The organism is Streptomyces sp. NPDC048001 (genome assembly GCF_043203115.1).
GTDB classification, from domain to species: domain Bacteria; phylum Actinomycetota; class Actinomycetes; order Streptomycetales; family Streptomycetaceae; genus Streptomyces; species Streptomyces sanyensis.
Window position 1 is genome coordinate 128,649 of the sequence record NZ_JBIDBN010000004.1, and the last position, 17,624, is coordinate 146,272.

At 72.4% G+C, this 17,624-nt stretch carries 17 protein-coding genes; 2 read left to right on the top strand and 15 right to left on the bottom strand.

Going from position 1 to position 17,624, the window contains the following annotated elements:
• Positions 1 to 11: 11 nt before the first annotated feature.
• From ACGF15_RS09120 to ACGF15_RS09130, 3 genes are all read right to left on the bottom strand, one after another.
• Positions 12 to 638, bottom strand: a complete 627-nt coding sequence (locus ACGF15_RS09120) for a vitamin K epoxide reductase family protein (RefSeq protein WP_376428281.1) — start codon at positions 636 to 638, stop codon at positions 12 to 14.
• Between the two features lie 181 nt (positions 639 to 819).
• Complete coding sequence (gene hisS / locus ACGF15_RS09125) at positions 820 to 2,082, bottom strand: histidine--tRNA ligase (protein ID WP_345616152.1); 1,263 nt, start codon at positions 2,080 to 2,082, stop codon at positions 820 to 822.
• 13 nt (positions 2,083 to 2,095) lie between these two features.
• On the bottom strand, positions 2,096 to 2,806 hold the full coding sequence (locus ACGF15_RS09130) for an MBL fold metallo-hydrolase (protein ID WP_392797463.1): 711 nt from the start codon (positions 2,804 to 2,806) through the stop codon (positions 2,096 to 2,098).
• A gap of 167 nt (positions 2,807 to 2,973) precedes the next feature.
• Between ACGF15_RS09130 and ACGF15_RS09135 the strand changes: the two genes are divergently transcribed.
• On the top strand, positions 2,974 to 3,756 hold the full coding sequence (locus tag ACGF15_RS09135) for a peptidylprolyl isomerase (protein ID WP_392797465.1): 783 nt from the start codon (positions 2,974 to 2,976) through the stop codon (positions 3,754 to 3,756).
• 172 nt (positions 3,757 to 3,928) lie between these two features.
• Positions 3,929 to 5,158, top strand: a complete 1,230-nt coding sequence (locus ACGF15_RS09140) for a DUF349 domain-containing protein (protein ID WP_362615680.1) — start codon at positions 3,929 to 3,931, stop codon at positions 5,156 to 5,158.
• A gap of 75 nt (positions 5,159 to 5,233) precedes the next feature.
• Here the strand turns inward: ACGF15_RS09140 and ACGF15_RS09145 are convergent, their stop codons facing one another.
• The 12 genes from ACGF15_RS09145 to ACGF15_RS09200 all read right to left on the bottom strand — a co-directional run bounded on the left by ACGF15_RS09145 (position 5,234) and on the right by ACGF15_RS09200 (position 17,527).
• Positions 5,234 to 7,699, bottom strand: coding sequence for a RelA/SpoT family protein (locus tag ACGF15_RS09145; RefSeq protein WP_345616156.1), 2,466 nt, complete (start codon positions 7,697 to 7,699; stop codon positions 5,234 to 5,236).
• 207 nt (positions 7,700 to 7,906) lie between these two features.
• Positions 7,907 to 8,452, bottom strand: a complete 546-nt coding sequence (locus ACGF15_RS09150; RefSeq protein WP_345616157.1) for an adenine phosphoribosyltransferase — start codon at positions 8,450 to 8,452, stop codon at positions 7,907 to 7,909.
• On the bottom strand, positions 8,452 to 9,549 hold the full coding sequence (gene secF, locus ACGF15_RS09155; protein WP_345616158.1) for a protein translocase subunit SecF: 1,098 nt from the start codon (positions 9,547 to 9,549) through the stop codon (positions 8,452 to 8,454). The genes ACGF15_RS09150 and secF overlap by 1 nt, the downstream gene beginning before the upstream one ends.
• Position 9,550: 1 nt before the next feature.
• Positions 9,551 to 11,350 (bottom strand): protein translocase subunit SecD, encoded by a 1,800-nt coding sequence (secD, locus tag ACGF15_RS09160; protein WP_362609807.1) that lies wholly within the window; start codon positions 11,348 to 11,350, stop codon positions 9,551 to 9,553.
• 144 nt (positions 11,351 to 11,494) lie between these two features.
• Positions 11,495 to 11,956, bottom strand: coding sequence for a preprotein translocase subunit YajC (gene yajC, locus ACGF15_RS09165; RefSeq protein ID WP_345616160.1), 462 nt, complete (start codon positions 11,954 to 11,956; stop codon positions 11,495 to 11,497).
• Positions 11,957 to 12,122: 166 nt separating this feature from the next.
• Entirely contained in the window at positions 12,123 to 13,157 is a 1,035-nt protein-coding gene (gene ruvB / locus ACGF15_RS09170) for a Holliday junction branch migration DNA helicase RuvB (protein ID WP_345616212.1), read from the bottom strand.
• Between the two features lie 97 nt (positions 13,158 to 13,254).
• Positions 13,255 to 13,866, bottom strand: coding sequence for a Holliday junction branch migration protein RuvA (gene ruvA / locus ACGF15_RS09175; RefSeq protein ID WP_392797469.1), 612 nt, complete (start codon positions 13,864 to 13,866; stop codon positions 13,255 to 13,257).
• Positions 13,863 to 14,402 carry a crossover junction endodeoxyribonuclease RuvC gene (gene ruvC, locus ACGF15_RS09180; RefSeq protein ID WP_345616162.1) on the bottom strand — a complete coding sequence of 180 codons (540 nt, stop codon included), beginning with the start codon at positions 14,400 to 14,402 and terminating at the stop codon, positions 13,863 to 13,865. The genes ruvA and ruvC overlap by 4 nt, the downstream gene beginning before the upstream one ends.
• A 138-nt stretch (positions 14,403 to 14,540) precedes the next feature.
• Positions 14,541 to 15,293 carry a YebC/PmpR family DNA-binding transcriptional regulator gene (locus ACGF15_RS09185; protein WP_345616163.1) on the bottom strand — a complete coding sequence of 251 codons (753 nt, stop codon included), beginning with the start codon at positions 15,291 to 15,293 and terminating at the stop codon, positions 14,541 to 14,543.
• A 62-nt stretch (positions 15,294 to 15,355) separates the two neighbouring features.
• Entirely contained in the window at positions 15,356 to 15,958 is a 603-nt protein-coding gene (gene pdxT / locus ACGF15_RS09190) for a pyridoxal 5'-phosphate synthase glutaminase subunit PdxT (RefSeq protein WP_392797471.1), read from the bottom strand.
• A complete protein-coding gene (gene pdxS / locus ACGF15_RS09195; protein ID WP_374211999.1) occupies positions 15,958 to 16,806 on the bottom strand; it encodes a pyridoxal 5'-phosphate synthase lyase subunit PdxS in 849 nt (282 codons plus the stop codon). The genes pdxT and pdxS overlap by 1 nt, the downstream gene beginning before the upstream one ends.
• A 226-nt stretch (positions 16,807 to 17,032) precedes the next feature.
• Complete coding sequence (locus ACGF15_RS09200) at positions 17,033 to 17,527, bottom strand: hypothetical protein (protein WP_345616213.1); 495 nt, start codon at positions 17,525 to 17,527, stop codon at positions 17,033 to 17,035.
• Positions 17,528 to 17,624 lie beyond the last annotated feature (97 nt).

Below are 17,624 nucleotides of genomic sequence, written 5' to 3' on the forward strand. Positions count from 1 at the left end.
GGGCCGAGCCCTCAGGAGGTCCAGAAGTCCCACCAGCGGGTCAGCACCAGCATCCCGATGATCCCGATGTGCAGCACCGGCAGCACCCAGGTGAACTCCCCCAGGAACCCCCGCACCCCCGCCGGCGCCGGCAGCACCCCGCTCCGCACGTTGTGCGAGGTCACATACCAGAACATCACGATCGTCGCCACCCACGCCAGACAGCACCACAGGCACAGCGCACCGATCACATACAGCGACTGCTGCATCAACCAGGTACAGAACCCCACCCCGAACAGGCACCCCGCGTTCAGCCCCCACCAGAACCACCGCCGGTACCGCGCCCCCGCCAGCAGCCCCGCACCCACCGCCACGACCACCCCGTACGCCACCAGCCCCAGCATCGGGTTCGGAAACCCGAACACCCCCGCCTGCTCGCTCTTCATGATGCTCCCGCACGACACCACGGGATTGAGCGAACACCCCGGCGTGAACCCCGGATCCTCCAGCAACCTGAACTTGTCCAGCGTGATCACCCACGCCGCCAGCAACCCCGCAGCCCCCGTCACCACCAGCAGCCACCCCAGCGCCCGGGACGCACCCACCACCCCCGGGTCCGCCTCTTCAGGGGTGGCCTCGCGGGTCTGTGCAGAAGTCATGTCGCCGAATCCTCGTCTCGGTCTCATCGGTCGTCCCCGGCACCGCCATTCTGCCCCACGGCGGGGGCGCCGCTCCGTTCGCTCCGCGTAAGCAGGCCGCTCCCCGGCCATCCCGGTGGCCCTCAACGGCCGCGGGCCCCGGGGAGGTTGACTCCCCGGGGCCCGCGCGGGCGGCCTGCGCTCAGCCCAGCCGGGAGCGCAGCTCCGAGACCACGGTGGCCAGCTCCACCGCCTGCTGCTCCCCGGACTCCATGTCCTTGAGCTGCACCACGCCCTCGGCGAGGTCCCGCTCGCCCGCGACCAGCGCATAGCGTGCCCCGGAGCGGTTGGCGTTCTTCATCGCGCCCTTCAGGCCCTTGCCGCCGAAGCCGAAGTCCGCCGCCACGCCGCCCCGGCGCAGCTCGGTGACCACGCCGAACAGGACCCGGCGGGCCTCCTCGCCCAGCGGTACCGCGTAGACGCTGGTGGAGCGCGGGAGGTCGAGCTCGACGCCCTCGGCCTCCAGGGCGAGCACGGTGCGGTCCACGCCGAGCGCCCAGCCGACGGACGGCAGCGCGGGGCCGCCGATCATCTCGGACAGGCCGTCGTAGCGCCCGCCGCCGCCCACCGCCGACTGCGAGCCCAGTCCGTCGTGCACGAACTCGAAGGTGGTCCGGGTGTAGTAGTCCAGGCCGCGCACCAGCTTCTCGTCGTCCTCGAAGGCGACCCCGGCGGCCGCCAGCAGGGCCCGGACCTCCTCGTGGTAGGCCTTGCAGCCGTCGCAGAGGTAGTCGCGGAGCATGGGGGCGCCCGTCAGTCGGCGCTGCACCTCGGTGCGCTTGTCGTCGAGGACCCGCAGGGGGTTGATCTCGATACGGCGCCGGGTGTCCTCGTCCAGCTCCAGGCCGCGCAGGAAGCCCTGGAGGGCCTCCCGGTAGGCCGGGCGGCACTCCTTGTCGCCGAGGGAGTTCAGCAGGATGCGGAAGTTGCGCAGGCCCAGCGAGCGGTACGCCTGGTCGGCGAGGATGATCAGCTCGGCGTCCAGCGCCGGGTCCTCGGTGCCGATCGCCTCGGCGCCGACCTGGGAGAAGTGGCGGTAGCGGCCCTTCTGGGGACGCTCGTAGCGGTAGTACGAGCCCGAGTACCAGAGCTTGACCGGAAGGTTGCCCGCCTTGTGGAGGTTGGCCTCCAGGGCGGCGCGCAGCACCGAGGCGGTGCCCTCGGGACGCAGGGCGAGCCGGCTGCCGCCCTTGGTCTCGAAGGCGTACATCTCCTTGGTGACGATGTCGGTGGACTCGCCGACCCCGCGGGCGAACAGCTCGACGTCCTCGAAGCCGGGGGTCTCGATGTAGCCGTACCCGGAGTCGCGCAGCGGGGCGGCGATCGCCTCGCGCACCGCGAGGTAGCGGGCGGAGTCGGGGGGCAGCAGGTCGTAGGTGCCCTTGGGGGCCTGGAAGGTGCTCACGGGGCTTCTCTCGTCACATTCCTCGTCGGGGAGCACCCTGGGTGCTCCCGAGGCCGGCGGCCACCTCACGCAGGTACGGGTTGGTGGCGCGCTCGCGGCCGATGGTCGTCTGGGGGCCGTGGCCGGAGAGGACCACGGTCGAGTCGTCGAGCGGCAGGCAGACCCGGGCCAGCGACGCGAGCATGTCGTCCATGTCGCCGCCGGGGAGGTCCGTGCGTCCGATGGAGCCGGCGAACAGCAGGTCGCCCGAGAAGAACACGGACGGGACGTCCGCCGCCTCGGGCATCCGGAAGGCCACCGACCCCTTGGTATGGCCGGGGGCGTGCGACACGGAGAAGTCGAGGCCGGCCAGGGACAGCCGCGCGCCGTCGGCGAGCTCCCGCACGTCGTCGGGTTCGCCGACGGTCAGCTCGCCCATCAGCGGCATCCCGATGGAGCGGCCGAGGGCCTTCTCCGGGTCGCTCATCATGTAGCGGTCCTCGGGGTGGATCCAGGCCGGCACGTCGTGGGCGCCGCAGACGGGCACGACGGAGGCCACGTGGTCGATGTGGCCGTGGGTGAGGACGACGGCGACGGGCTTGAGGCGGTGCTTCCGGATCGTCTCCCCGACGCCCTCGGCGGCCTGGTGGCCGGGGTCGATGATCACGCACTCCTCGCCTGCGGCGGGGGCGACCAGGTAGCAGTTGGTCCCCCAGGCCCCGGCGGGGAACCCGGCAATAAGCACGATCGTCCTCAGTTCGGTCGTCGGGAGGTCATGCCACGTGGAATGCAGCAGATCAGAGCCTACCGGCGCTGCTCATCCCACAGCCAACCCGTATACGGTACGGGGCAGGCTCGGCGGTCAGCATGACCCGGCGTACACAGACACGCACACCTCGAGGAGAAGACCCGGTGGTCAGCAGCGATCAGCGGCGGCGGCAGCTCGCCCGGCAGAAGTTCGAGCGCCAGCAGCAGCGCAGGGAGCAGGCGCGCAACAGGAGCAGGCAGCGCAACGCGATCATCGCCGCGGCCGTCGCCGTCGTGCTCGTCGCGGGCGGCGCGGTCTGGGCGCTCGGCCTGGGCGGCGACGGCGCGGGGAAGGACGACGCCGCGGCGGAGGCCACACCGACGCCCTCCGCCACCGAGAGCTCGGCCCCCGAGCCGCCGATGACGATCGACCGGAAGGCGAAGTACGCCTTCGAGATCACCACCAACGAGGGCGAGCTCTCGATCGCCATGGACGCCGCGAAGACCCCGCACACGGTGAACTCCTTCAAGGCGCTGGCCGACAAGGGCTACTTCGACGACACGAAGTGCCACCGCCTGACCACGGCGGGCATCTTCGTGCTCCAGTGCGGCGACCCGGACGGCAACGGGACCGGCGGCCCCGGCTACACCATCCCGGACGAGAACCTGGACGCGCTGGGCGAGCCCGGCGAGGACGGCACCGTCACCTTCGGGGCCGGCACGGTGGCGATGGCCAACACCAGCCGCCCGGACAGCGGCGGCAGCCAGTTCTTCCTCGTCTACAAGGACAGCAAGCTGCCGCCCGCGTACACCCCGTTCGGCACCCTGGACGCCGACGGCCTGAAGCTGGTCCAGGCCGTCGGCAAGGCCGGTGTCGAGGGCGGCGGGACCGACGGCGCCCCGGCGAAGCCCGTCACCATCGAGAAGGCGGCCGTCCCGAAGGTGTGAGCCGGGGGAATTCGGTGGCGCCGGGTGCGGACAGCCGGGCGGGGCGTCGCCTAGATTGGCGTTGTGCGGCGTGGACGGGTTTCGCGCCGTGGACGGCGGGCGAGGCCCGCCGGGGAAACCGTGGACGATGCCCGGGGCGACGCCCTTGCGGGCATCAGGTGGAGGAGGCGCTGTGAGCAGCGACCCGTGGGGCCGCGTCGACGAGACGGGCACCGTGTACGTGCGTACGGCCGAGGGCGAGAAGGTCGTCGGATCGTGGCAGGCCGGCACTCCCGAGGAGGCACTGGCCTACTTCGAGCGCAAGTACGAGGGCCTGGTGGTCGAGATCGGCCTCCTCGAACGTCGGGTGAAGACCACCGACCTGTCGGCCAAGGACGCCCAGACGGCGATCGACCACCTGCGCCAGCAGGTGGACGAGCACCACGCCGTGGGCGATCTGGAGGCCCTGGGCCGGCGCCTGGACGCGCTGGTGGAGACGGTGGAGAAGCGCCGCGAGGAGCGCCGGGCGCAGCGTGCCCGGCAGAGCGACGAGGCGCGCAAGGCCAAGGAGGCGCTGGTCGCCGAGGCCGAGGAGCTGGCGCAGAGCGAGCAGTGGCGGGCCGCCGGGGAGCGGCTGCGGGGCCTGGTGGACACCTGGAAGGGGCTGCCCCGGCTCGACCGGAAGTCCGACGACGAGCTGTGGCACCGCTTCTCGCACGCCCGCTCGGCGTTCTCCAAGCGGCGCAAGGCGCACTTCGCCTCGCTGGACGCGCAGCGCGAGGAGGCGCGCCAGGTGAAGGAGCGCCTGGTGGCCGAGGCCGAGTCGCTCTCGGGCTCGACGGAGTGGGGGCCGACGGCCGCCCGGTACCGCGACCTGATGGCGCAGTGGAAGGCCGCCGGGCGGGCCCAGCGCGAGGCGGAGGACGACCTGTGGAACCGCTTCCGCGGCGCCCAGGACGTCTTCTTCGCCGCGCGCGGCGAGGCGTTCGCCGAGCGCGACGCGGAGCAGTCGGAGAACCTGAAGCTCAAGGAGGAGCTCGCCGAGGAGGCCGAGAAGCTGGTCCCGGTGACCGACCTCAAGGCCGCCCGGGCCGCGTTCCGCGCGATCAACGAGCGCTGGGAGGCGATCGGCCATGTGCCGCGCGACGCCCGGCCGAAGGTCGAGGGCCGGATGCACGCGGTGGAGCGCGCACTCCAGGAGTCCGAGGAGAGCGAGTGGCGCCGGACCAACCCGGAGGCGCGGGCGCGTGCCGAGGGGCTGACCGGGCAGCTGCAGGCGGCGGTGGACAAGCTCCGCGAGCAGATCGACGCCGCCCGCTCCGCGGGCAACAACGCCAAGGCCGACAAGCTCGCCAAGGAGCTGGAGGGCCGTCAGGCGCTGCTGGACCAGGCGCTGAAGGGCCTGGAGGAGTTCGGCGGCTGAGCTGCGGCGCGGTACACCCGCGGACGGGGCCCCTCACCAGGCGGTGAGGGGCCCCGTCCTCGTGTCCGCGGTGCCTCAGGGGCGGCGCGCCGAGGTCACCCGGTAGACGTCGTAGACGCCCTCCACCCCGCGGACGGCCTTCAGGACGTGGCCGAGGTGCTTGGGGTCGCCCATCTCGAAGGTGAAGCGGGAGGTGGCGACGCGGTCGCGCGAGGTCTGGACGGCCGCGGAGAGGATGTTGACGTGCTGGTCGGACAGGACGCGGGTGACGTCGGACAGCAGCCGGGACCGGTCGAGCGCCTCGACCTGGATGGCGACCAGGAAGACCGAGGACTGGGTGGGTGCCCACTCCACGTCGAGGATCCGTTCGGGCTGCTGGGAGAGCGAGTCGACGTTGACGCAGTCCGCGCGGTGCACGGACACCCCGCTGCCGCGGGTCACGAAGCCGATGATCGGGTCGCCGGGCACGGGCGTGCAGCAGCGCGCCAGCTTCACCCACACGTCCTCCACGCCCTTGACCACCACGCCCGGGTCGGCGCTCTTGCGGCGCTTGGCCCGGCTGCGGGAGGGCGGGGTGGACTCCGCGATGTCCTCGTTGGCGGCCTCCTCGCCGCCGAGGGCCTGCACCAGCTTCTGCACGACGCCCTGCGCGGCGACGTGGCCCTCCCCGATCGCCGCGTAGAGGGAGGAGATGTCGGGGTAGCGCATCTCGTGCGCGAGGGTGACCAGCGAGTCGCCGGTCAGGATGCGCTGGATGGGCAGGTTCTGCTTGCGCATGGCGCGGACGATGGCGTCCTTGCCCTGCTCGATCGCCTCGTCCCGGCGCTCCTTGGAGAACCACGCCCTGATCTTGTTCCGGGCCCGGGGGGACTTGACGAAGCCGAGCCAGTCCCGGGAGGGTCCCGCGCCCTCGGCCTTGGAGGTGAAGACCTCGACCAGGTCGCCGTTGTCCAGGGTGGACTCCAGCGGTACCAGCCGCCCGTTGACCCGTGCCCCTATCGTGCGGTGCCCGACCTCGGTGTGGACCGCGTAGGCGAAGTCCACGGGACTCGCGCCCGCGGGGAGCGCTATGACATCGCCCTTGGGGGTGAAGACGAACACCTCGTTGCGCGACAGGTCGAAGCGGAGCGACTCCAGGAACTCGCCGGGGTCCTCGGTCTCCTTCTGCCAGTCGAGCAGCTGGCGCAGCCAGGCCATGTCGTTGACGGTGTCCTGGCCGGCGCTGCCCTTGGCGGCGCGCGGCACGTCGGTGCGGACCTTGGAGGCGCCGGCGACCGTCTCCTGCTTGTACTTCCAGTGCGCCGCGATGCCGTACTCGGCGCGGCGGTGCATGTCGAAGGTGCGGATCTGGAGTTCGACGGGCTTTCCGCTGGGCCCGATGACCGTCGTGTGCAGCGACTGGTACATGTTGAACTTGGGCATCGCGATGTAGTCCTTGAACCGCCCCGGAACCGGGTTCCAGCGGGCGTGGACGGTGCCCAGCGCCGCGTAGCAGTCGCGGACGGTGTCCACGAGGACGCGGATGCCGACCAGGTCGTAGATCTCCGCGAAGTCGCGCCCGCGGACGATCATCTTCTGGTAGACGCTGTAGTAGTGCTTGGGGCGGCCGGTGACGGTGGCCTTGATCCGGGCCGCGCGCAGGTCGGACTGCACCTCGTCGGTCACTATGGCGAGGTACTCGTCGCGCTTGGGGGCCCGCTCGGCGACGAGGCGCACGATCTCGTCGTACATCTTGGGGTAGAGGATCGCGAAGGAGAGGTCCTCCAGCTCCCACTTGATGGTGTTCATGCCCAGGCGGTGGGCCAGGGGGGCGTAGATCTCCAGCGTCTCGCGGGCCTTCTTCTCCTGCTTCTCCCGCTTGAGGTAGCGCATGGTGCGCATGTTGTGGAGCCGGTCCGCCAGCTTGATGACCAGCACCCGGGGGTCCTTGGCCATGGCGACGACCATCTTGCGGACGGTCTCCGCCTGCGCGGCCTCGCCGAACTTGACCTTGTCCAGCTTGGTGACGCCGTCCACGAGCAGTGCGACGGAGTCGCCGAAGTCGCGCCGCAGCTGGTCCAGGCCGTACTCGGTGTCCTCCACCGTGTCGTGCAGCAGCCCGGCCATCAGGGTGGCCGGATCCATGCCCAGCTCGGCGAGGATGGTGGTCACGGCGAGCGGGTGGGTGATGTAGGGATCGCCGCTCTTGCGCTTCTGGCCGCGGTGCCAGCGCTCGGCGACCTGGTACGCCTTCTCGATCTGGCGCAGGGTGGACGTCTCGATCTTGGGATCGTTGCCGCGGACGATCCGCAGCAGCGGTTCGAGGACCGGGTTGTACGGCGAGGAGCGCTGCACCCCGAGACGGGCGAGGCGGGCGCGCACCCGGCTGGAGGAGCCGCCGCCCCGGGAGCCCGCGGGCGGCGCGGGCTTGGGCGCGGTGACCGGCACCGGGCTCACCCGCTCGGACGCGGAGGGCCGCGAGCCGGGCGCGGCAGGGGCTGCCGCGGTCCGGTCGGGCTTCGGATCGGACGGCGCGGCGGCGGGCTGGGCCTCGTCTGGCAAGGGCGCTCCTCGTGCGGTTCCGGGTCCCCCGGTCAGGTCCGGAAAGGCCATGGTATCGAGCCGGCCGCGGGGCCGCGCACGAGGCGCCGGCGAGGGCGGGCGCGGGGGCCCGGGCCCAAGGAGCCGGCCGGGGCCGCGGGTGGCGCAGAAGGCGGCGGGGTGCCCCGGGAGGATTCCCGGGGCACCCCGCCGTGCGGGCTCCGCCCCTCAGAGCGTGATCAGGGCCTCCAGCGGGGCACCGCGGAGGGTGCCGCCGAGGCGGTCCCGGCCACCGAGGAAGCCGAGCTCCATCAGGACCGCGACCCCGGCGACGTCCGCACCGGCCCGCCGGATGAGCTCCAGGGACGCCCGGGCGGTCCCGCCGGTGGCCAGGACGTCGTCGATGACGAGCACGCTGTCGCCCTCGGCCAGGTCCTCGGCGTGCACCTCGATCTCGGCGGAGCCGTACTCCAGCTCGTACGCCTGCGCCAGGGTGGCGCCGGGGAGCTTGCCCGCCTTGCGCACCGGGACGAACCCGACACCCGCGCGGACGGCGACCGGGGCGGCCAGGATGAAGCCGCGGGCCTCCAGGCCCACGATCTTCGTCGCGCCCCGGCTCTCGCAGAAGGCGCTGAGCACCTCGGTGAGGGCCGAGAAGGCGACCGGGTCGGCCAGCAGCGGGGTGATGTCCTTGAACAGCACCCCGGGCTTGGGGTAGTCCGCGATGTCGCGGATGCGGCTGAGCAGCAGCTCCCGCGTCTGGTCGGTGATCATCAGCGCCGTCCGGTGGGGCGTCCGCGGCCCCGGCCTCGGGGGCCGACCACGGCCGCCGCGGGGGCGGGGTCGAGCAGGTCCCCGTCGGCGTCGGGGCTCTCGTCGCCGGGGCGCGGCTCGCCCTTGGCCGCGGCCGCGGCGCGCTTGGCGAGCACCCGCTTGCGCAGGGCCTTGATCTGCGGCTCGCGCTCCTTGAGGTCGGCGACCAGCGGGGTGGCGATGAAGATCGAGGAGTAGGCACCGGCCGCGAGGCCGACGAACAGCGACAGCGAGATGTCGTTGAGCATGCCCGCGCCGAGGACACCGCCGCCGATGAACAGCAGACCCGCCACGGGGAGCAGGGCCACCACGGTGGTGTTGATGGAGCGGACCAGGGTGGAGTTGATGCTGCGGTTGGCGACCTCGCCGTACGTCCAGCGGGTCTGCTTGGTGATGTCCTTCGAGCCCTCCTTCAGCGAGTCGAAGACCACCACCGTGTCGTAGAGCGAGTAGCCGAGGATGGTCAGCAGGCCGATCACCGTGCCCGGGGTGACCTCGAACCCGACGAGCGCGTAGACACCCACGGTGATCGTGATGTCGTGGATCAGGGCGATCAGCGCGGCGACCGCCATGCGCCATTCGAAGGCGATGGCCAGGTAGATCACCACGAGGAACATGAAGACGCCGAGGCCCGTCCACGCCTTGTTGGCGATCTGCTCGCCCCAGCTGGGTCCGACCAGCTCCGCGTTGACGCTGTCGCGCTCGACGCCGAGCTCCTCGGCCAGCTCCGTCTGCACCTGGTCGGCCTGGGCCGTGTCCAGCTCGCTGACCTGGATGCGCATGCCTCCGGTGCCGAGTTCCTGGACGATCGCCTGGTGCCCGGAGGCCTCCTCGGCGATCTCCTGGGCCTGGCTGACCGAGACCTCGACCTTGGGCGTGGTGAAGACGGCGCCGCCCTTGAACTCGATCCCCATGTTCAGGCCGCGGACCGCCAGGCCCACGATGGCCGTGATGGTGATCAGGATCGAGACGCCGTACCAGATCCGGCGCTTGGCGACGAAGTCGTACCCGACCTCACCGCGGTACAGACGGGCGCCGAGGTTGCCGAGTCGCGACATCTCACGCCTCCTTCGGGTCGGTGGGGACGGACACGCGGCGGCCGCGCCGCAGCGGGGGCTTGGCGCCCAGGCGCTGGGGGTCCAGACCGGACCAGGGGTGGCCGCCGGAGAAGAACGGCCGGCGGGCCAGGAGCGTCATCAGGGGCTTGGTGAAGAAGAAGACCACGACCACGTCCAGGAGGGTGGTCAGGCCCAGCGTGAAGGCGAAGCCCTGCACCTTGCCGACGGTCACGATGAAGAGCACGGCGGCGGCGAGGAAGGACACGAAGTCCGAGACGAGGATGGTGCGCCGGGCGCGCGGCCAGGCCCGCTCCACCGCCGGGCGCAGGGTCCGGCCCTCGCGGATCTCGTCGCGGATGCGCTCGAAGTACACGATGAAGGAGTCGGCGGTGATGCCGATCGCGACGATGGCGCCGCAGACGGCGGGCAGGTTCAGCGCGAAGCCGATGCCCGGGCCGAGCAGGGCCATGATCGTGTAGGTCATCGCCGCCGAGACCAGGAGGCTGAGAATGGCGATGAACGCCAGTCCCCGGTAGTAGACGACGAGGTAGAGCACCACGAGCGCGAGGCCGATGGCGCCGGCGATGAGCCCGGCCCGCAGCTGCTCGCCGCCGAGGGCGGCGGTCACGGTGGTGACGCTGGCCTCCTCGAAGGAGAGCGGCAGGGCGCCGTAGGAGAGGATGTTGCCCAGGTCCTGTGCGGACTCCTGGGTGAAGTCGCCGGTGATCTCCGCGTTGGCGCTCAGCGTCTGGTTGACCTGCGGGGCCGAGACCACCTCGCCGTCGAGGACGATGGCGAACTGGTTCATCGGCGGCTGCTGCTGCGACAGGCGGCCGGTGATCGTGGAGAACTTCTTGGCGCCCTCGTCGGTGAACGCCATGGTGACCTTCCACAGGCCACGCTGCTGGTCGAGTTCGCCCTGGGCGTCGTCGACGTCCCGGCCGTCCACCTCGGCGGGGCCGAGGATGTACTTCTCCCACTGGCCGGCGCTGTTCGTGCCGCAGGCGATCGTGGTGTCGCCGGGCTTGACGCCGTCCCCGAGGGTGGAGCGCGCCGCGTCGTCGGTGCAGTCGAGCTCCGTGAACCGCTTCTGGAGGTCGGCCGAGGCCTGGTCGTCCGCGGGCTCGGTCGAGGCGCCTGCCGAGGGCTCGGGGCTCTCCGAGGGCTTCGGCTCCTCGGAGGCGGAGGCGGAGGGGCTCGCGGCCGGGGCCTTCAGGCCCTCGGTGACCGCGCGGCCCTGGGTGGTCGGCGACGCGCTGGGCGCGGCGGAGGGGGCACCGGACCCGGGCGTGCCCTCGGTGGCGGTGTCGGGGGACGCGGAGGCGCCGTCCTCGGGCTCACCGGAGGCGGAGGCGCTGGGGCTCGGCGCGGGCTCCTCGCCCGCCGGCCCGCCCGGGGCGACGGCCAGGACGGGGCGGAAGTAGAGCTGGGCGGTGGTGCCGACCTGCTTGCGCGCCTGCTGGGAGTCCGTGCCCTTGGGGATGTTGACGATGATGTTCCGGTCGCCCTGGGTCTGGACCTCGGCCTCGGAGACGCCCAGACCGTTGACACGGCGCTCGATGATGCCGACCGCGGTGTTCATGTTGGTCTCGTTGATGGCGTTGGGCGCGCCCGGCTGGTTCTTCGCCTCCAGCGTGATGGTCGTACCGCCCGCCAGGTCGATACCCAGACGCGGCGTGAGCTGGCCCGACCAGAACATCCCGCCGGTGAGTGCGACCAGGGCGATCAGGATCAGGACCAGGGAACGCCCCGGCCTCCCCTGGGCCCCCGTGGGCTTTCGGCCCCTGTTCGGTGCTGCCACCTTCTCGATTCTCCCTGTCCAACCGCCCACGCCGGGTCTGCGCCGGAGCGGCCACGAAGTGTTGTGGGGGCCCGCCCCCGGGTTGCGTCGGCACCCCTGGGGACCGCGCGGCACCCTCGGGTGCCGCGCGGTCCCGCACGGGTCCTACTTCGCGCCGGCCTCGCCGTCGCGGCCGTCCTTGCCGTCGCCCCCCTCGGCCTTGGCGCCGTCCGCGTCCTCGTCCGCCTTCTTGCCGAGGTCGACCCGGTCCTCCGCGGGGGAGTCACCGGTCAGCGAGGAGGCGTCGTCCGGGACGACGGGGGAAGCGTCCGCGCTGGTCTCGTCGTCACCGTGCACGATGCGGTTGTACTCGTCGTCGGCGAGGACGGCGCCGATCGCGTTCTTCGCGAAGAGGAGGTGCACGCCGGGGGCCGCCTCCAGGAGGACCGTGTCGTCGCTGACGTCCTTCACGGTCGCGTACATGCCACCGATGGTCCGCACGCCGGTGCCGGGCTGCATCGAGTCGCGCATGCTCGCGGCCTGCTGCTGCTTCCTCTTGGCGGAGCGGGTCATCAGGAACATGGCCCCGATGAGCACGATGAACGGGAGGAGGGTCAAGATATCCACGGCGGGGAATTCCTTCACACGACCGCGCTGACGAACGGCCTGGTCTACGGGGGGTGGGCACGCCGTCCCCGGAGGGGCGGCATCGGCGGAGTCTAAGCGAGTCCGCATCACTGGAACAACGCCCAGCATCGCACCCGGGTTCCGCGGCTGACGAGTCTCCTCGCCGTCACGCCCCGAAGAGCCCCTGTTGTCCGCCTGCGCCGGGGCCCTGCTGCGGCGGTACCAGCCCCAGGTGCGTCCAGGCCGCCGGCGTCGCGATCCGGCCACGCGGGGTGCGGGCCAGCAGACCCTCCCTGACCAGGAACGGCTCGGCCACCTCCTCCACGGTCTCCCGCTCCTCCCCCACCGCCACGGCCAGCGTCGACAGGCCCACCGGACCGCCGCCGAACAGTCTGAGCAGCGCCCCCAGGACGGCCCGGTCGAGCCGGTCCAGGCCGCGCCCGTCGACCTCGTAGACGGCGAGGGCGGCAGCGGCCACCTCGCGGTCGATCCGCCCGTCGGCCTTGACCTGCGCGTAGTCGCGCACGCGGCGCAGCAGGCGGTTGGCGATGCGGGGCGTGCCGCGGGAGCGGCCGGCGATCTCCGCCGCCCCCTCGGTGTCGATCTCCACGTCGAGCAGCGACGCGGAGCGGTGGACCACGCGCTTCAGCTCGGCCGGGTCGTAGAACTCCATGTGCGCGGTGAAGCCGAAGCGGTCGCGCAGCGGGGGCGGCAGCAGACCGGCCCGGGTGGTGGCCCCGACCAGGGTGAACGGCGGGAGCTCCAGGGGGATGGCGGTGGCGCCGGGGCCCTTGCCCACGATCACGTCGACCCGGAAGTCCTCCATCGCCATGTAGAGCATCTCCTCGGCGGGCCGGGACATGCGGTGGATCTCGTCGAGGAAGAGCACCTCCCCCTCCTGGAGGGAGCTGAGGATGGCCGCGAGATCGCCGGCGTGCTGGATGGCGGGGCCGGAGGTGATGCGGATCGGCGCGTTCATCTCGGCGGCGATGATCATGGACAGGGTGGTCTTGCCCAGCCCGGGGGCGCCGGAGAGCAGCACGTGGTCGGCCGTGGCACCGCGGGCGAGGGCGGCCCTGAGCACCAGGTCGAGCTGCTCGCGGACCCGCTCCTGGCCGACGAACTCCCCCAGCGACCTGGGGCGCAGGGCCGCCTCGACGGCCTGGTCCTCCCCGTCGGCGGCGGGGCCGACGAGGCGCATGTCGGTGTCGGCGGCGGTGGGGTCGTCCGGGTTCACGTGGTGTCTGCCTCTGCGGGTGGGGTCGGGTTCGGGGTGCGGGAGGGTCTGCCGGGCCGGGTCAGCGGGCCCGGTTCAGGCTCTGCAGGGCCGCCTTCAGCAGCGGGCCGACCGCCGGTGCGGCGCCGAGCGCCTCGGCCTGCGGGGTGACCGCGGCGACCGCCTCGTCCGCCTCGCGGGTGGCGTAGCCGAGGCCGAGCAGCGCCGCGTGGAGCTGGTCGCGCCAGGAGGCCGTGACCGCGGGGCCGACCGCGGGGCCGCCGGCGCCCACCGGCGCGCCGAGCCGGTCCTTGAGCTCCAGCAGCAGCTTCTGGGCGCCCTTCTTCCCGATGCCGGGCACCGCCGTCAGGGCCTTCTCGTCGCCGGTGGCGACCGCGGTGCGCAGTGCGTCGGGCCGGTGGACGGCGAGCATGGCCTGCGCGAGTCGGGGGCCGACCCCGCTCGCGGTCTGGAGCAGTTCGAACACCTGGCGCTCGTCGTCGTCGGCGAAGCCGTACAGGGTGAGCGAGTCCTCCCGCACGACGAGCGAGGTCGCGAGACGGGCCTCCTGGCCGACGCGCAGCCCGGAGAGGGTGTCCGGTGTGCACTGGACGGCCATGCCGACCCCGCCGACCTCGACCACCGCGGTGGTCGGGGCGAGCGCGGCGACGGTGCCGGAGACGAAGGCGATCATGCGGTGCCTTTCGGGGAGAGCGTGGCGCGGTGGGCCGCCACGGCCTGCTGGAGCCGGTTCTGCGCCGGTGCGCGCCAGATGTGGCAGATGGCGAGGGCGAGGGCGTCCGCCGCGTCGGCCGGGCGCGGCGGGGCGTCCAGCCGCAGCAGCCGGGTGACCATGGCGCCGACCTGCGCCTTGTCGGCCCGGCCGCTGCCGGTGACGGCGGCCTTGACCTCGCTCGGGGTGTGCAGGGCCACGGGCAGGCCGCGGCGGGAGGCGCAGAGCATGGCGACGGCGCTGGCCTGGGCGGTGCCCATCACGGTGCTGACGTTGTGCTGGCTGAAGACCCGCTCCACGACGACGATCTCCGGCCGGTGCTCGTCGAGCCACTGCTCGATGCCCTGCTCGATCGCGAGGAGCCGGCGCCCCAGCTCCTCGTCCGCCGGTGTGCGGACGACCCCGACGCCCCGCATGGCCAGCGGGCGGCCCGCGACGCCCTCCACGACGCCCACGCCGCAGCGGGTGAGGCCCGGGTCGACCCCCAGGACGCGCATACCGCCCCCTCCTTCTCTCCCACACCTGTTCGTGCAGGCTATCCGCCGGCACCGACAACACACGGACGGGCCGGCGGGGGTGTGTCCCCGCCGGCCCGTCCGTGGTGCGGCGCGCGGCCGCCTCGTCCCGTGGCCGGATCAGGCGTCGACCTTGGCCATGACCTCGTCGGAGACGTCGAAGTTGGCGAAGACGTTCTGCACGTCGTCGCTGTCCTCCAGCGCGTCGATCAGCTTGAAGATCTTCCTCGCGCCCTCCTCGTCCAGTTCGACCTGCATGGTCGGGACGAAGTTGGCCTCGGCCGAGTCGTAGTCGATCCCGGCCTCCTGCAGGGCGGAGCGGACGGCGACCAGGTCGGTGGCCTCGCTCAGCACCTCGAAGGACTCGCCGAGGTCGTTGACCTCCTCGGCACCCGCCTCCAGCACGGCGCCCAGCACGTCGTCCTCGGAGAGCCCGCCCTTGGGGACGATGACGACGCCCTTGCGGTTGAACAGGTAGGACACCGAGCCCGGGTCGGCCATCGAGCCGCCGTTGCGGGTCATGGCGACCCGGACGTCGGAGGCGGCGCGGTTGCGGTTGTCGGTGAGGCACTCGACCAGCACCGCGACGCCGTTCGGCCCGTAGCCCTCGTACATGATGGTCTCGTAGTCGACGCCGCCGCCCTCGAGACCGCCGCCGCGCTTGACCGCGGAGTCGATGTTCTTGTTGGGGACGGACTGCTTCTTCGCCTTCTGGATGGCGTCGAAGAGGGTCGGGTTGCCTTCCGGATCCGGGCCGCCGGTGCGCGCCGCGACCTCGATGTTCTTGATGAGCTTCGCGAAGAGCTTGCCGCGCTTGGCGTCGATCACGGCCTTCTTGTGCTTCGTCGTAGCCCATTTAGAGTGGCCGGACATCTGCCTGTCTCCTTCACGTAACCCTGTACTGAACGAACCCGCTAGATCCTACCGGGATCGTGTCAGCCCCCCGAGCGCACCATCTCGGCGAACAGCGCGTGCATCCGGTGGTCGCCGGTGAGTTCGGGGTGGAAGGAGGTGGCCAGCGCACGGCCCTGGCGGACCGCCACGATGTGGCCCTCGTGCTCGGCGAGCACCTCCACCTCGGCGCCGACCGACTCGACCCAGGGGGCGCGGATGAAGACGCCGTCCACGGGGCCCACCCCGGCGACCTCGACGCTCGCCTCGAAGGACTCGTTCTGGCGGCCGAAGGCGTTGCGGCGCACGATCATGTCGATCCCGCCGAAGGTCTCCTGCCCGGAGCGCGGGTCCAGGATCTTGTCGGCGAGCATGATCAGCCCGGCGCAGGTGCCGTAGACGGGCATCCCGGCGGCGATCCGCTCGCGCAGCGGGCCCGCCATCCCGAACAGCTCGGCCAGCTTGGACATGGTCGTGGACTCGCCGCCGGGGATGACCAGGGCGTCGACCTCCGCGAGCTCCCCGGGGCGGCGGACGGGCCGCGCCACGGCGTCCGCCGCGGCCAGGGCGACGAGGTGCTCGCGCACGTCGCCCTGGAGCGCGAGGACGCCGACCAGCGGGGTGCGCGCCGGGGAGGAGCCCGCCATCACCAGCCCCGGTTCGCGTAGCGCTCGGCCTCGGGGAGGGTGTCGCAGTTGATGCCGACCATGGCCTCGCCCAGGTTGCGGGAGGCGTCGGCGACGATCTTCGGGTCGTCGTAGAAGGTGGTGGCCTTGACGATGGCCGCGGCGCGCTTGGCCGGGTCGCCCGACTTGAAGATGCCCGAGCCGACGAAGACGCCCTCGGCCCCGAGCTGGCGCATCAGGGCCGCGTCCGCCGGGGTGGCCACACCGCCCGCGGAGAACAGCACGACGGGGAGCTTGCCGAGCTCGGCGACCTCCTTGACCAGCTCGTAGGGGGCGCGCAGCTCCTTGGCCGCGGCGTACAGCTCGTGGTTGTCGAAGCCGCGGAGCCGGGCGATCTCGTTCTTGATCTGGCGCAGGTGGCGCACGGCCTCGACGACGTTGCCGGTACCGGCCTCGCCCTTGGAGCGGATCATGGCCGCGCCCTCGGCGATGCGGCGCAGGGCCTCGCCCAGGTTGGTGGCACCGCAGACGAAGGGGGTGGTGAAGGACCACTTGTCGGAGTGGTTGACCTCGTCGGCCGGGGTGAGGACCTCGGACTCGTCGATGTAGTCCACGCCGAGGGACTGCAGGACCTGGGCCTCGACGAAGTGGCCGATGCGGGACTTGGCCATGACCGGGATCGAGACGGCCTCGATGATGCCCTCGATCATGTCCGGGTCGGACATCCGGGCCACGCCGCCGTCCTTGCGGATGTCCGCCGGGACCCGCTCCAGGGCCATGACGGCCACGGCGCCCGCGTCCTCGGCGATCTTCGCCTGCTCGGGGGTGACGACGTCCATGATCACGCCGCCCTTGAGCTGCTCGGCCATGCCGCGCTTGACGCGGGAGGTGCCGGTGGCCGGGGTGTCGGCGGACTGCGGGGTGGGGTTGACGGACACGGAGGACCTCACTCGGTGAAGACGGTGTGATGCGTCCCCGATGGAACCCCCGGGGCCCAGTCCACTGCAAGGGCCAATGGGGAGCCGGTGGATCGTTTTGCCCCGGGCACCGCGGCGGGCCGCCGGTGACCTGCCCGGAATGCGTACCCCCGTGCCCTCAGGCAGCGCGGTCGGCGAGGGCCACCGGGGGCTCGTCGTCCATCTCGAAGGCCAGCGGGAAGGGCGCGTGGCCCGCCAGCCGGAACCAGCGCACGGTGCGGTGCCGCCGCAGTGCCCGGGCCGCACGGACCGCGTCGTTGTGGAAGCGGCGGGCCATGGGCACCCGGCGCACCGCCTGGCCCAGCTCGGCGGCGGCCTCCGCGCCGCCCGGCACCTCGCGCAGGGCCGCGACCTGCTCGGGCTCGCCGAACACGGCGCGCAGGGCCCCGCTCAGCTCGCTCTCGGCGACCTCCCGCTGCTCCTCCTCCGCCTGCCGGGCGTCGTGGGCGGCCTCGTAGAGCACGATCGAGGCCGCCGGGTCGAGGATCCCCGAGGTGGCGAGCTCCTGGGCCACCGAGGCGCGGCGCAGCAGCTGGGCGTCGAGCGCGGCGCGCGCGGCGTCGATCCGGGCGTGCAGCCGGTCCAGGCGCCCGGCGGTCCAGCTCAGGTACATGCCGATCGCGACGAGTGCGACGACGATCCAGATCACGGTGCTCACGGGCGGCAAGGCTACCCGGCCCCGGGGCCGGGCCACCGGGCGGTGCGCCGGC